General features: G+C 72.8%; 10 protein-coding genes. 6 read left to right on the top strand and 4 right to left on the bottom strand.

The window, feature by feature from the left end:
• Positions 1–128 precede the first annotated feature (128 nt).
• On the bottom strand, positions 129–1,187 hold the full coding sequence (locus ACZ4VI_RS18860) for a DUF2637 domain-containing protein (RefSeq protein ID WP_468000456.1): 1,059 nt from the start codon (positions 1,185–1,187) through the stop codon (positions 129–131).
• A gap of 204 nt (positions 1,188–1,391) precedes the next feature.
• Positions 1,392–2,249 (bottom strand): (2Fe-2S)-binding protein, encoded by an 858-nt coding sequence (locus ACZ4VI_RS18865; RefSeq protein ID WP_468000458.1) that lies wholly within the window; start codon positions 2,247–2,249, stop codon positions 1,392–1,394.
• Between the two features lie 148 nt (positions 2,250–2,397).
• Here ACZ4VI_RS18865 and ACZ4VI_RS18870 point away from each other — a divergent pair, with 148 nt between their 5' ends.
• Positions 2,398–3,240, top strand: a complete 843-nt coding sequence (locus tag ACZ4VI_RS18870) for a GntR family transcriptional regulator (RefSeq protein ID WP_468000459.1) — start codon at positions 2,398–2,400, stop codon at positions 3,238–3,240.
• Between the two features lie 96 nt (positions 3,241–3,336).
• Positions 3,337–5,067 carry a WD40 repeat domain-containing protein gene (locus tag ACZ4VI_RS18875; protein ID WP_468000461.1) on the top strand — a complete coding sequence of 577 codons (1,731 nt, stop codon included), beginning with the start codon at positions 3,337–3,339 and terminating at the stop codon, positions 5,065–5,067.
• Between the two features lie 289 nt (positions 5,068–5,356).
• On the opposite strand, the gene ACZ4VI_RS18880 is transcribed toward ACZ4VI_RS18875, so the two are convergent.
• Both ACZ4VI_RS18880 and ACZ4VI_RS18885 read right to left on the bottom strand, forming a co-directional pair.
• Positions 5,357–6,145, bottom strand: a complete 789-nt coding sequence (locus tag ACZ4VI_RS18880) for a hypothetical protein (RefSeq protein ID WP_468000463.1) — start codon at positions 6,143–6,145, stop codon at positions 5,357–5,359.
• 983 nt (positions 6,146–7,128) lie between these two features.
• Positions 7,129–8,820 (bottom strand): PucR family transcriptional regulator, encoded by a 1,692-nt coding sequence (locus ACZ4VI_RS18885; RefSeq protein ID WP_468000465.1) that lies wholly within the window; start codon positions 8,818–8,820, stop codon positions 7,129–7,131.
• Between the two features lie 404 nt (positions 8,821–9,224).
• Here ACZ4VI_RS18885 and ACZ4VI_RS18890 point away from each other — a divergent pair, with 404 nt between their 5' ends.
• From ACZ4VI_RS18890 to ACZ4VI_RS18905, 4 genes are all read left to right on the top strand, one after another.
• The gene (locus tag ACZ4VI_RS18890) at positions 9,225–10,118 is read left to right on the top strand and encodes an FAD binding domain-containing protein (RefSeq protein ID WP_468000467.1); all 894 of its coding nucleotides are present in this window, start codon (positions 9,225–9,227) and stop codon (positions 10,116–10,118) included.
• Positions 10,119–10,120: 2 nt separating this feature from the next.
• The gene (locus ACZ4VI_RS18895; protein WP_468000469.1) at positions 10,121–10,717 is read left to right on the top strand and encodes a (2Fe-2S)-binding protein; all 597 of its coding nucleotides are present in this window, start codon (positions 10,121–10,123) and stop codon (positions 10,715–10,717) included.
• 2 nt (positions 10,718–10,719) lie between these two features.
• Positions 10,720–13,119 carry a xanthine dehydrogenase family protein molybdopterin-binding subunit gene (locus ACZ4VI_RS18900; protein ID WP_468000471.1) on the top strand — a complete coding sequence of 800 codons (2,400 nt, stop codon included), beginning with the start codon at positions 10,720–10,722 and terminating at the stop codon, positions 13,117–13,119.
• A 286-nt stretch (positions 13,120–13,405) separates the two neighbouring features.
• Positions 13,406–14,881, top strand: a complete 1,476-nt coding sequence (locus ACZ4VI_RS18905) for an NCS2 family permease (RefSeq protein WP_468000473.1) — start codon at positions 13,406–13,408, stop codon at positions 14,879–14,881.
• Positions 14,882–14,917 lie beyond the last annotated feature (36 nt).

A 14,917-nucleotide genomic window follows, 5' to 3' on the forward strand; every position in this document is an offset into this window, starting at 1 on the left:
TAGTCCCAGAGCACGGGGGGGGGGCGGCGCCCCCCAACCCCCCCCCCTTTCCCCTTTTTCCCCCCCCCCCCCCCCACTCCCCCCCCCCCCCCCCCCCCCCCCCCCCCCCCGCCGTCCATGTCGGCAGTTCACCCGAACTGCTGCTCCAGGTCCTTCAGTTTGCGCTCCAGCGAGTCGAGCCGGGGCAGCGTCTGGGTGTCGTCCTCGGCGGTGAGATCCACCGTCCGCGGCTCAGTACCCACGGCCTGGAGGGAGGGCCGGTGTCGAAGCGGCAGCTGTCCGGGGTCCGCTATGGCGGGCTCCGCGACGGCGGCCCCCACGGACTGCGTCGCGGAGCCCGCGCCGGAGGTCAGGGACGGCATGTCGACCTGACGGCCACCGCCCCGGCCGAGACCGAAGGCCCGGTGCTGGCGGTTGATCGCCTTGATCCTGGCCCGGTCGAGCCTCCCCTGCTCGCGCCTGCGGATCCGGTTCTGCTCCTTCTCGCGCCGGTCCTCGCGTACCTCGTCGACCGCCTCGTCCAGCGTCTGTACGCCCTCGAGCAGCATCAGCGACCAGGCGCCGAAGGTCTCCCTGGGCGCCCTCAGCCACCGTACGACCCGGATCTGCGGCAGCGGACGGGGCACCAGGCCCTGCTCGCGCAGCGCCGCCCGGCGGGTCTGCTTGAGGGCCCGGTCGAAGAGGACCGCGGCCGAGAGGGACATGCCCGCGAAGAACTGCGGGGCGCCCGCGTGGCCCAGACCCCGGGGCGCGTGCACCCAGTTGAACCAGGCCGCCGCGCCCGCGAACGTCCACACGAGGAGCCGTGAGCCGAGGGCGGCGTCACCGTGACTCGCCTCTCGGACCGCGAGCACCGAGCAGAACATCGCCGCGCCGTCGAGGCCGAACGGGACGAGGTACTCCCAGCCGCCGGTGAGGTTCAGGTTCTGCCGGCCGAAGCCGACGAGGCCGTGGAAGGAGAGCGCGGCGGCGACGGCCGCGCAGCAGAAGAGCAGGACGTACGAGGCGGTTCCATAGATCGCTTCCTTGCGTCTGCGGCGTTCCTCACTGCGTTCCCAGGAGTCTTCGGCCGGGGCCTGGTCACCGGCGCGCTTGCCGCGCGCGAGCACCGCCACCGCCGTCAGGACTCCGGCCACCATGACGCCACCAGGAAGCAGCCAGTCCAGCGATATGTCGGTCAGTCTCATGCGGTGTCCCTTGCATCGCAGTAGGGCGTTTCGGCCGCCCATACTGGCCGACCCCGGAGGCCGCTCAACGGGTTTCGCGGCAAGAGCACGCCATTGGGGCCGGACGGCATACGAATAGGTGCCATCTGGTCGAACGACCGTACGGCGCAAGGGAGTTGCGTTCGACTCACGCCACCCGTACGAGTGGCGTAATCCGCCCGTCCGTCAGGCGGTCGCGGCGAGCCTGCGGACCCGCTCGGCGTCACAGGTGCGCGGACACGTCAGACAGGTGTCCTCGGGGCGCAGTGTGTAGAAGAAGCAGCACGTCACCCGGTCCCGGGTGGAACGGGGCGTTCCGTCGGCCGCCTCGCCACCGGCGAGCTCGCGGAAGCCCGCGGCGCCGGCGTACGGCTTGGCCGTGCCGGGCATCAACAGCTCCAGCTCGGCCATCGCCCGCTCCTCCTCGCCGAGCAGCGCCGCGATGTACCAGAGTCCCTCGACGATCTCGTCCGTCGCCATGCCCCACAGCGCCCGCTTCCCGCGCCGCATCCGCGGCCCGAAGCCGGCCAGGACGTCCGCGAAATGCTCGGCCAGCGCGTCCCTGACCTCGGCGCGCAGCGCCTCCTCGTCCGGGACGACCCGGGCCCCGGGCAGGGAGGCGGCGGGATCGCCCGGCAGGCACGCGAACTCCTCGATCCGTACGGACATCCGCCCGAGGGCCCGCTGGAAGGCCACGTTACGAGCGGGCAGCCGCGGGACCCTGCGGTGCAGGAACCAGGGAACCGTGACCAGCAGGCAGGCGGGCCAGGCGTACCGGTGCAGCCCGAAGCTGGCGACCACGTCGGGGCGGGCCTGCTGTCCGTAGTCGCGCAGCACCTGCGCGTTGTCCCACGCGAGGAAGGCGTCGAGCGCGGCGCCGCCGGCCGCGAGCTCGTCCGCGCCGACCCAGCCAGCTCCCCGGGGCGCCCGCTCGCCGCTGCCCAGCTCCTCTATCCGCAGCCCGGAGAACACCTCGCCGAGGCGGGCGTACGAGGCCGCGACGGGCGAGGCGAACGGGGCGGGGAGCAGCGTGGGGAGGGCCATACGGGACCACCGAATCGCGATCGTTAGCAGGTTAGCCTTACCTTACCCGATGCGACCGATGTTTGAACTGCGGCCCCGTCCGCCTATGGTGCACAGGGGGCCTCGGTATCGCGAGCCAGGCCCGGCACGACCCCGCAGGAGGACCCGGGTGGAGCAGGGCAGAGCGCGCGAGCGGTCGGAACGGCAGCTGTACCCGCCGTTCGGCGACACGGTACGGGTCCCGGAACAGGCACGAGGCGCTGCCACGGCGCAGGTATGTGCTCCGTTGCCACAGGCGCGCGGCGGCGCCTCCGGATCCGTTCCGCTGCCACAGGCGCGTGGGGAGCACACCCACAGTGAGCCGCCCGCGCCCAGGCTCGCCCCGCGGCCCGTCCAGCGGCACTCCGTGCGCGGGCAGATCCTCCAGGCGCTGCGCACCGCCCTCGTCGGTGGCGAACTCGTGCCCGGCGAGGTGTACTCCGCCCCCGCCCTCGGCGAGCGCTTCGGCGTCTCGGCCACCCCCGTCCGTGAGGCGATGCAGCAGCTCGCCATCGAAGGCGCCGTGGAAGTCGTCCCGAACCGGGGATTCCGGGTCGTCGAGCGCACCCCGCGCGAGCTCGCCGAACTCGCCGAGGTCCGCGCGCTCATCGAGATCCCGGTCATGCTCCGCCTCGCCCGCACGGTCCCGGCCGCCCGCTGGGCCGAGCTCCGGCCGCTCGCCGAGGCCACCGCGGCCGCCGCCGCCCGCGGCGACCGGGCCCACTACGCCGAGACCGACCGCGCCTTCCACCGCGCCGTCCTCTCGCTGGCCGGCAACGAACAGCTCCTCGCCGTCGCCGACGACCTGCACCGCCGCTCGCAGTGGCCCCTGGTGAGCGGCCCGGTGACCCGGCACGGCGACCTCGTGGCGGACGCGGCGGAGCACACCGCCCTCCTCGACGCCCTGATCGCCCAGGATGTCACCGTCGTGCAGTCACTGGTCCGTGAGCATTTCACCGGATCGGCGGACTGACGACTAAGGTCGTTGCCGTAGTCCCGCCCGTACAGCGCCGTCCGTGAGGTGTCTCATGCCGTCCGCGACTCCGTCCCCGGCATGGGGAAGGTGCCCGTGACCGGATCCGTCCGCGGAGACCGCCCGGCCGCCGGTACGGAGGCCGAGGCGGCGGCCCTGCTCGGCTGGCTCACCGACCCGGACGCGCCCCGCCTCTGCCTCGTCGTCGGCGGTCCCCGCCGGGGCAAGTCCGCGCTCCTCTCCTGGCTCGCCGCACACGGCACCCGCGGCGGGTCGCGCCGCAGGCGCGCGGCGCGCGAGCTGATCCCGCTCGCCGGCCAGTGCGCGCTCGGCGCGGCCTGGACGATCGCGAACCGGCTCGGTGTCGTGGCCGGGACGCCCGGCGAGCTCGTCCGGGCCGTCGCGACCACCGAGGCCCGCCGCGCGGCCCTCGTCCTGCCGGACCTGCACGCCGCCGCCGAGCCGGAGGCGATCGCCGAACTGATCGCGGAACTCGCCGCATCGGGCCGCGTCAGGCTCGTCGTCGAGACCTGCACGGGAACGCCCGCGTACGCCCTCCTCGCCACCGGCCGCGTCACGGTCGTGGACCTCGGCGAGGGCCCGGAGAGGGCGGGCGCGGAGAGGGCGGGCGCGGAGACCCAAAACACCGCCGAACGACGGGAGTCGGGGGCGCGGCCGGGCACGGGGCCGGGTTCCGGACCGGGTTCGGGTGCGCGGTCAGGACCGGGTGCGCGGCCCGGTTCGCGGCCGGGGCCGGCGCCTGGACCGGAGCCGTACGAGGCCCGGCATCCGGTCGACCTGGCCGACCCGGTCGCCGTGTGCACGGCCGACCCCCTCCGCGTCACCACCGCGTACGTGACCGGCCCCGGCGACGACCGCGGCGGCCTGCGGTCCGCCTGGCTGCGCGCCGGCCAGTCGCTCTGCCGCGACCAGAACCCGGCGGACCGGGCCCTCGTCCTGCTCGCGGCCCTCGGTGACGCCGCGGACCCCCGGCTCCGTCCGGCGTTGCGCGCGCTCGCGGCCGACGCGCCCTGGAGGGTGCGGTGGACCCGGGTGCGCGGCGACCTGACCCCGCCCTGGCCGGGCCCGGTCACGGCCCTCGGCGCGATCGGCGACCGCCTGCTCGTGGCGGGTACGGCCGATGCCGTACGCATCCTCGGCGCGGCGGACGCGACCCCCGTGGGCGAGCCGTTGCGGAGCCCGTCGGGCGGCCGGGTCAAGGCGCTGGCGCCGGCGCCGGACGGCACGGTCCTGCTCCTGGACGATCGGGGCCGGCTGCTGCCCGTGCCCGGGCCGGGGCCCCGGCCGCCGTATCTCGAACGGCTCACCGCGGCCGTCGTGGCGACCCTCACCCGGCACCCGGGCAGCGCGCTCGCGGCGATCAGCGGCTCCGTGGTGGTGGGTGACCGGCTCGGCTCGGTCCACGCCTTCGGCCTGACGGGCATTCACCAGGCCGCGCTGCACAGCGGCCGCGTCACGGCCGTCACGGCGGTCGAGACGGCCACGCCCTTCCTGTGCAGCGGCGGCCTCGACGGGACGGTACGCCGCTGGATCCCCGGCCAGGACCCGGATCCCACCCCGATCGCCGAACGCCGGGCAGCGGTCGTCGCGTTGCATGCCACGGAGACCGCCGAAGGCCTGTCACTGGCGATCGCGTGGGCGGACGGACTCGTCGAACTTCACGGCCTCGACACCGGCGCCCGCCTCTCCTTCCGCCCCGGCCCGCCGGTCCGCGCGGTGGCGGTGACTCCGGATGGGGCGGTGGTGGTGGGGATGGACGAGGCGCTCGTGTGCCTGGACCGGTGGGCGGCGGTACGAGTGAGGTGACGCAGCGTCAGTCCCGGTTGGGGCGCCGGCGGCTCGACAGCCCTCGGCCACGCGGCCCGAGCGCAGGGCCCGCGCGCCCGCCCCGGCCCCGGGACTGGCCCCCGGGGGCGGGGGCCTTCCCCTCATCCCCGGGGGTGTACGCGCGGCCCGAGTGCAAGGCCCGCGCGCCCGCCCCGGCTCCGGGACTGCCCCCCCGGCTCCGGGACTGCCCCCGGGGGCGGGGGCCTTCCCCTCACCCCCGGGGACGTACGCGGCGCTCTCGTACCGGCCCCGGCCCCCCGATCCCCCGTCAGATTGCTGGCCGAGGCGTCAGTTGGGCCGCCAGCCACGTCGGGACGCCGCCCAGGAGACGGAAGAGGCGCGCCGCCTCGGCCCGTAGGCGGCCCGCCTCCGGTTCCGTCTCCGTGTCGGCGAGGGCCGTGAGGGCCGGGGCCGTGCCGACCAGGTAGCCGAGCTCCTCGCGGATGCGGAGGGACTCGGCGAAGCCGTGCCGGGCCTCGGCCAACTCGCCCTCGCGCAGGGCGAGTCCGGCGAGGTGACGCCACGTGGAGGAGAGCAGCAGCTCGTCGCCCTGGGCCGTCGCGCCCGCGTGGGCGCGACGGTAGGCGGCGCGGGCCGCCTCGGGCGAGTCGCCGATGTTCTGCGCGATCAGCCCGCGCCGGTAGTCGAGCAGCGGGCGCCCCTCCGCCGAGGGGCCGATGAGCGCCGCCGCGCGACCGAGCGCCGCGGTCGCCTCGTCGGCCCGGTCGCGTACGCCGAGGAGCGTCGACGCGTAGGCGAGATAGCCGCGTTCGCACGCGGCCGCTCCGCGCTCCTCGTCGGTCTGGGCCACGGCCTCGGCCGCCCGCAGCGCCTCCTCCGCCTCCGCCCAGCCCTTCTCGGTGTACAGGCACCGCTCGATCAGCAGGGCCGCCCGTTCCAGCGCCGCGGCCGGTTCCGCCGCGCGTGGTGTGAGCAGAGCGGCTGCGTCCGTCCAGCAGCCGCGCGAGCGGAGACGCCATATGGCCGTCTCCATCGGGGTCGCCCCGCCGTAGGCAAGGGACGGATCGTCGCCACCCGTTGTTTCGGAACCAGACATGGCGGTGTCCGCCACATTGCCCTCCCCGAGCGCGCCATTGAGCTGTTGAGTCAGCCCGCATCTCAGCACGAAGGCGCGGCGCTGGCCAAGGGGTCAGGTGAAAGTTTTCACAAGTACGGAAGGTTGACCGGTATGCGGACGTCAGCGTCCGGCGCCGTCGGGGTGCCGATACCTGTGACACCGTCAGGGTCCATATTCCCTCGAAGAGATGAACGTCGCCGTGCCGCCTTCGGGTGACGGGACCCGATCGCCGCCCTTGGGGTGGACTGGCGGCGACCGCGAGCCGGGAGACCAGGCGTCGCCGGCCCCCGCGCTCAGGAGTCCTCGCCGGGAGCGTGCCCGCTGCGGCGCCGCGGCGACCTCGCCTCAGGGGCCGGGACGCTGCTCGACCGGCGTACGCGGGCTGCGCGCGGGGCACGGAGGCGGTCGAGACCGTCGAAGGGGCTGCCTGGAGCGGCCTGTGGGCGTGGGCCGCGATGGCCCTGGCGCTCGGCTGTCTGGCGCCGGTCGCGGATTCAGCAGCCGCGTTGGGCCAGGCGGGTGATCTTCGGGCGACGGCCCGGCCCGCGTGGCCGCGCAACCTGCGTCTCGCGGCCCCGGACGGGCGCGTGCGGGAGGCCGCCAAGTGTCCGGCCGCGCGGTCGGTGAACGCGGCGCCACGCTTCCGGACGGCGGCGTGCGCGCGTCGAGCGGGCGGCGCCCTGCTCGCCTGGACGCGGCCGGGCGGGCCGACCTCGCCCGAGCGCGCGCCCCGGCGCCCCGCGTGGGCTCCCGTCGCCCGCGCCCCGTGGGCCGGAGGCCCGGCCCTCGCCAGACGGAGGCCCCGCCGACAGGGTGCCGGTGCCCCGGCCGAAGCCCTCGCCCCCCGAAGCCGGAGCCCCCGCCCCGGAGCCGCGCCGACCCCGGCCCCCGCCGGCCGGAGGTCGGTAGCCCCCGCCGACAGGATGCCGGTGCCCCCGGCCCGAAGCCGGAGGCTCCGCCCCCTACGACATCCGCAGTGCCAGGAAGAAGTCCAGCTTGTCCTCCAGGCGCGACAGGTCCCTGCCTGTCAGTTGCTCGATCCGGCCCACCCGGTAGCGCAGGGTGTTCACATGCAGGTGCAGGCGCGTCGCGCAGCGGGTCCAGGAGCCGTCGCAGTCGAGGAAGGCCTCCAGCGTGGGGATGAGCTCCGCGCGGTGGCGGCGGTCGTAGTCGCGCAGGGGGTCGAGCAGACGGGCCGTGAAGGCGCGGCGGACGTCGTCCGGGACGAACGGGAGGAGCAGCACGTGCGAGGCCAGCTCGTGGTGGCCCGCCGCGCACACGCGGCCCGGGCGGGCGGCGGCGACGCGGCGGGCGTGCCGGGCCTCCTCCAGGGCGCCGCGCAGGCCCTCCGCCGAGTGGACGGCCGCGCTGACGCCCAGCGTGAGGCGGCCGTCGTCGGCGAGGCCGGACGACAGCGGGTCCCGTACGGCGGCCAGCAGCTCGTCGGCGTGCAGGCCCAGCGTGGTCGTGCCCTCGTCCTCGCTGTCGGGCAGCGGGGCAGCCGGCAGCGGCACCAGGGCGATGGCCTCGTCCCCGTGGTGCGCGACCGCGATCCGGTCGGCCGAGTCGGCGCCCACGGTCGCCGGGTCGACGAGGATCTCCTCCAGGAGCGCCTGTGCCACCGGGCCGGTTTCGACCGTGCCCGCCCCGCCCTCCGCGTCCCACTCGACGCGGGCGACGACGACCTGCCAGTGCGGGGCGGTCCCCAGGCCCGGCAGCAGGACCGGGGCGGCGACCCGCAGGCGGGCGGCGATCTCGGCGGGCGCGGCGCCCGTCTGCACCAGCTCCAGGACCTCCTGCGCGAGCCGGCGCCGTACCGTACGCGCCGCGTCCCGCCGGTCCCGCTCCACGGCGATCAGCTGGGTGACGCCCTGGAGCAGGTCGAGCCGGGCGGCGGGCCACTCGCCGGCGTCGGCCTCGACGGCCAGCAGCCAGTCCGACAGGACGGTCTCCCGTACGTCGCGCGAGGCCGGCGCGGCGCCCCGCCCGGTGTTGCGGATCGGGAAGAGGGAGTACGTGGTTCCGGCCATGCTCAGCCGGTGCGGGCCGCGTCGTCCGGTCCGGGTCGCGGCCAGGTGCTCGCCGGCCAGCTTCGAGGCGAGCGAGGCGTCCAGCGGCTCTCCCGCACCGGCGATCTGCCGGCCGGTGGGGGAGAGGACCCAGGCCCGGAGGTCCAGGTCGGAGCCGAGGAGGTCCAGGACGACCTCGGGTCCGCCGCCGGCAGGACCGGAGGTCATCAGCCGCCTGTGGCGGTCGACGACCGCCGCCAGGTCACCCGCCCGCTCACCGGACACCTGTCGAACAACGTGCTCCGTGATCGTCGCGAATGCAACGGTCTCGTTCACTGCGAACAGCGGCAGCCGATGGCGCGAACACGCCTGTACGAGATCGTCGGGGATGTCCCCGAGCTCCGCCTCGCCGGCCGCGAGTGCCGCCACCCCAGCGGAGGCCAGGATCCGGACGAAGGGCTCGGCGTCCTCCGGCTTGTGCAGCCAGGCGAGCCCGGTGAGGACCAGCTCCCCGCCGGACAGATACCGGCTGGGATCCTTGAGGTCCGTCGTCATCACGCCGCGGACGGTGCGATCCAGCTCGTCCTCACCACCGAGCAGGCGCAGCCCCAGCGCGTCGGTTTCCAGCAGTGCGCGCAGCCGCATCTCGTTGCCGCCGTTCCTTCTCGTCCGTCACAAGTCTGTCACTCCCGGCGGTTCTCGTCCGCCGTGCTCCCCGGGGGCGACCGGCTGTCCGGCCGACCGTCCGGCGGTCCCGCCGATGGTCGCCGAGACTGTCGTGATGTCGCCGGTGGCGTGGTGCCACCGTTTCCAGGGGGAAACGGCGAGGTTGCCGATCACCGCCGTTCGTTCGAATCTACAAGACGAACAAGGTCACCAGCCAACTCCTTCATGTTTTCGGTGACTGCACCCCGGCGGGCCGGGCTTGTGTACTAGGCCACACATCGCGTTAACAGCACGTGAACATGAATTCGAAGTCGAGGGCCGGCCGTCCCCCCGGGCCCGTACGACCGACCCCCGACCACTAGAAGCACAAGAAGAGAGCCACCATGGACTTCCTTCGCCCCGCCAGCTGGGAGGAGGCGCTCGCCGCCAAGGCAGAGCACCCCACGGCCGTGCCCATCGCGGGTGGCACCGACGTCATGGTCGAGATCAACTTCGACCACCGCCGTCCGGAGTACCTCCTGGACCTGAACCGTATCGAGCTGCTGCGCGAGTGGGAGGTCGGCGAGGAGAACGTCCGCCTCGGCGCTTCCGTTCCGTACACCCAGATCATGGAGAACCTGCGGACCGAGCTGCCGGGCCTCGCCCTCGCCTCGCACACCGTGGCCTCCCCGCAGATCCGCAACCGCGGTGGCGTCGGCGGCAACCTGGGCACCGCGTCCCCCGCCGGAGACGCACACCCCGCCCTGCTCGCCGCGGGTGCCGAGGTCGAGGTCGAGTCGCAGGCCCGTGGCAACCGGTTCATCCCCATCGACGAGTTCTACACGGGCGTCAAGCGCAACGCGCTGCAGCCCGACGAGCTCATCAAGACCGTCCACATCAAGAAGGCGGACGGCCCCCAGCAGTACTCCAAGGTCGGCACGCGCAACGCGATGGTCATCGCCGTCTGCGCCTTCGGCCTTGCGCTCCACCCGGAGACCCGTACGGTCCGCACCGGCATCGGTTCGGCCGCGCCGACCCCGATCCGCGCCAAGGAGGCCGAGGCCTTCCTGAACGCGGCTCTGGAGGAGGGCGGCTTCTGGGAGAGCGGCAAGATCATCACCCCGTCGATCGCCAAGCAGTTCGCCGACCTGTGCTCGGGCGCCGCGAACCCGATCGACGACGTCCGTGGCACCGCCAAGTACCGCCGCCACGCCGTCGGCATCATGGCCCGCCGCCAGCTCGGCTGGACCTGGGAGCAGTACCGCGGCACCGGCCGCACGCTTGAGGGAGCTGCATAACCATGCGCGTCAATTTCACGGTCAACGGTCGTCCGCAGGAAGCCGACGACGTCTGGGAGGGCGAGTCCCTTCTCTACGTTCTGCGTGAGCGCCTGGGTCTGCCCGGCTCCAAGAACGCCTGCGAGCAGGGCGAGTGCGGTTCCTGCACCGTCCGTCTCGACGGGGTCCCTGTCTGTTCGTGTCTGGTCGCCGCCGGCCAGGCCGAGGGCCGCGAGGTCGTCACGGTCGAGGGTCTGGCGGAGTACGCCAAGCAGCGTGAGGAGCACGGTGGTTGTGCGTCCGGCGCCTGCGGCACCCCGCTCGAGTCGGCCCAGAAGTGGGAGGCCAGGCCGGGTCAGGACTCGCAGACCGGCGAGGGCGTCGAACTGAGCCCGATCCAGCAGGCGTTCATCGACGCGGGCGCCGTCCAGTGCGGCTTCTGCACCCCCGGTCTGCTGGTCGCCGCCGACGAGATGCTGGAGCGCAACCCGTCCCCGACGGACGCGGACATCCGCGAGGCGCTCTCCGGCAACCTCTGCCGCTGCACCGGTTACGAGAAGATCCTCGACGCGGTCCGCCTCGCGGCCACGCGCCAGGAGCGCCAGGGAGAGGCGGTCTGACGATGGCTCAGAACACACGCACCGTACCGGCGGGTTCGCCCACGGACGTCACCCAGAAGCACACCAAGGGCGGCATCGGCGAGTCCACGCTGCGCCCGGACGGCACCCTGAAGGTCACCGGCGAGTTCGCCTACTCCTCGGACATGTGGCACGAGGAGATGCTCTGGGGCCAGATCCTCCGCTCCCCGGTCGCGCACGCCGAGATCGTGTCCATCGACACCTCCGAGGCCCTGACCGTGTCGGGCGTCTACGCCGTCCTGACGCACGAGGACCTGCCGGCCGCGAAGAACTACGGCATGGAGTTCCAGGACACCCCGGTTCTCGCCTACGGCAAGGTCCGTCACCACGGTGAGCCGGTCGCCCTCGTGGCCGCCGACCACCCGGAGACCGCGCGCCGCGCCGCCGCGAAGATCAAGGTCGAGTACAAGGAGCTGCCCCTCATCACCGATGAGGCCTCGGCGCTCGCTCCCGACGCCGTACTCGTCCACGAGAACCGCGACGACCACCACTCCGGTCACGTGCCGCACCCGAACATCGTGCACCGCCAGCCGATCATCCGCGGCAACGCCGACGAGGCCGCCAAGCGTGCCGACGTCATCGTCAAGGGCGAGTACACCTTCGGCATGCAGGACCAGGCCTTCCTCGGCCCGGAGTCCGGCCTCGCGGTGCCGGCCGAGGACGGCGGCGTCGACCTGTACGTCGCCACCCAGTGGCTGCACTCCGACCTCAAGCAGATCGCGCCCTGCCTCGGCCTGCCCGAGGAGAAGGTCCGCATGACGATGGCCGGCGTCGGCGGCGCGTTCGGCGGCCGCGAGGACATCTCGATGCAGATCCTCGCCTCCGTGCTCGCGCTGCGCACGGGCAAGCCGGTGAAGATGGTCTACAACCGGTACGAGTCCTTCTTCGGGCACGTCCACCGGCACCCGGCGAAGCTCTACTACGAGCACGGGGCCACCAAGGACGGCAAGATCACGCACATGAAGTGCAAGATCGTGCTCGACGGCGGCGCCTACGCCTCGTCCACGGCCTCGGTCGTCGGCAACGCCTCGTCCCTCTCGGTCGGCCCGTACGTCATCGACGACGTCGAGATCGAGGCGATCGGCCTCTACACCAACAACCCGCCCTGCGGCGCCATGCGCGGCTTCGGCGCGGTCCAGGCCTGCTTCGCGTACGAGGCCCAGATGGACAAGCTCGCCGCGAAGCTGGGCATGGACCCGGTGGAGTTCCGCCAGCTCAACGCCATGGAGCAGGGCACGATCATGCCGACCGGGCAGCCGGTCGACTCGCCCGCCCCGGTCGCCGAGCTGCTGCGCCGCGTCAAGGCCCGTCCGATGCCGCCCGAGCGCCAGTGGGAGACCGCGGGCGAGGGCGCGGACGTCCGCGCCCTGCCCGGCGGCCTGTCCAACACCACGCACGGCGAGAGCGTCGTCCGGGGTGTCGGCTACGCGGTCGGCATCAAGAACGTCGGCTTCTCCGAGGGCTTCGACGACTACTCGACCGCCAGGATCCGCATGGAGGTCATCAACGGCGAGGCCGTCGCCACGGTCCACACCGCCGCGGCGGAGGTCGGCCAGGGCGGTGTCACGATCCACGCGCAGATCGCCCGTACCGAGCTCGGCGTGCAGCAGGTCACCATCCAGCCCGCCGACACCCAGGTGGGTTCGGCCGGTTCGACCTCCGCGGGCCGCCAGACGTACATGACCGGCGGCGCCATCAAGAACTCCTGCGAACTCGTCCGCGAGAAGGTCCTGGAGATCGGCCGGCGCAAGTTCGGCTCGTACCACCCGGCGTGGGCCACCGCCGAACTCCTGCTGGAGGGCGGCAAGGTCGTCACCGACGGCGGCGAGACCCTCGCCTCCATCGTGGACGTCCTCGAGGACGAGGTCGTGGAGATCGAGGAGGAGTGGCGGCACCGCCCCACCGAGGCCTTCGACCTGCGGACCGGCCAGGGCAACGGCCACGTCCAGTACGCCTTCGCCGCGCACCGCGCGGTGGTGGAGGTCGACACAGAGCTGGGCCTGGTCAAGGTCATCGAGCTGGCCTGCGCCCAGGACGTCGGCAAGGCGGTCAACCCGCTCTCCGTCGTCGGCCAGATCCAGGGTGGCACCACCCAGGGCCTGGGCGTCGCGGTGATGGAGGAGATCATCGTCGACCCGAAGACCGCGAAGGTGCGCAACCCCTCCTTCACGGACTACCTGATCCCCACCATCCTCGACACGCCGACCATCCCGGTCGACTACCTCGAGCTGGCCGACCCCAACGCGCCGTACGGCGTGCGGGGCATCGGCGAGGCCCCGACCCTGTCGTCGACCCCGGCCGTCCTCGCGGCGATCCGGAACGCGACGGGTCTGGAGCTCAACAAGACGCCGGTCCGCCCCGAGGCGCTCACCGGCACCCTGTAGGACTCTCCGGGCGGTGCGTGCCTCCCAGGCCCCGGGAACGTCACACTTCCCAGCCCGCCCGTACCGCCCGGAGTAACACCAGCACCACCCAGTAGTACCGAGCACCACCAGCACCACCAGCACCATCCAGCAGTACCGAGTAACACCAGATTGACCTGATTCAACCAAGTTCGTCTCGGGCCGTCCCCCGGGTCGTGCAGCCCACGCAGTATCCCAAATCCCGCAGCTTGTCTGACCTTCGGAAAGTCTTATGCGGGTGCCCCTTTGAACCTTGGGAGTAGGCCCCATGACCCAGTCGTCAGTGGAGCCCAAGACCGCCTCGGAGGACGCGGGCTCCGGCTCGAACGTCCCCGCCGGCCGCTCTTGGCTCGACCGGTACTTTCACATCTCGGAGAGAGGATCCACCGTCGCGACGGAGATCCGCGGCGGCGTCACCACCTTCATGGCGATGGCGTACATTCTCCTGCTCAACCCCTTGATCCTCGGCGGCAAGGATGTGGACGGAAACGTCCTCAGCCAGCCCGCCCTCATCACGGCGACCGCCCTGGCCGCCGCGGTGACCACCCTGCTGATGGGCTTCTGGGGCAAGGTCCCTCTCGCCCTCGCAGCGGGGCTCAGCGTCTCCGGTGTGCTTTCGTCACAGGTCATCTCCGTCATGACCTGGCCGCAGGCGATGGCCATGTGTGTGGCCTACGGTGCGGTGATCTGCCTCCTGGTGGTCACCGGCCTCCGTGAGATGATCATGAACGCCATCCCCCTGGCGATCAAGCACGCGATCACGATCGGCATCGGCCTCTTCATCGCGATCATCGGCTTCGTCAAGGCCGGCTTCGTCCACGAGAACCCGTCCCCGGGCGGTGGCCCGGTCACCCTCGGTCCGCTCGGTGAGCTCCAGGGCTGGCCCGTCCTCATCTTCGCGGTGACCCTGCTGCTGATCTTCGCGCTGCAGGCCCGCAACATCCCCGGCGCCATCCTGATCGGTATCGTCGCCGGCACCGTCATCGCCATGATCGTCAACGCCGTCGCCGACATCCCGGCCAAGGGCGCGGGCTCCTGGTTCTCCGGCGCGCCGGAGCTCAACGGCAGCGCCGTCTCCACACCGGACTTCTCGCTCATCGGCAACGTGTCCTTCAGCGGATGGGGCGACGTCGGCTACATCACGGTCACCATGATCGTCTTCACCCTGGTGCTCGCAGGCTTCTTCGACGCCATGGCCACGATCATCGGTGTCGGCTCCGAGGCCAACCTCGCGGACGACAAGGGCCGCATGCCGGGCCTGTCCAAGGCCCTGTTCATCGACGGCGCCGGCGGCGTCCTCGGTGGTGCGAGCGGCGGCTCCGGCCAGACCGTCTTCGTCGAGTCGGCGACCGGCGTCGGCGAGGGTGCCCGTACGGGTCTCTCCTCCGTCGTCACCGGCGCGTTCTTCGCGGCCTGCCTCTTCTTCACCCCGCTCACCGCGATCGTGCCCGCCGAGGTCGCCTCCGCGGCCCTGGTCGTCATCGGCGCGATGATGATGCAGAACGCCAAGCACGTCGACTGGAGCGACCGCTCCGTGGCGATCCCGGTGTTCCTCACCGTGGTCCTGATGCCGTTCACGTACACCATCACCACGGGTGTCGCGGCCGGTGTCATCTCCTACGCCGTCATCAAGGTGGCGCAGGGCAAGGCCCGCGAAGTGGGCGCCTTCATGTGGGGCCTGTGCGCGATCTTCATCGTGTACTTCGCCATCCACCCGATCGAGAGCTGGCTCGGCGTTGGCTGACGCCTTACCGTCGCCCTCCACACACATATCGAGGAG

The organism is Streptomyces sp. NPDC029169, from assembly GCF_055563935.1.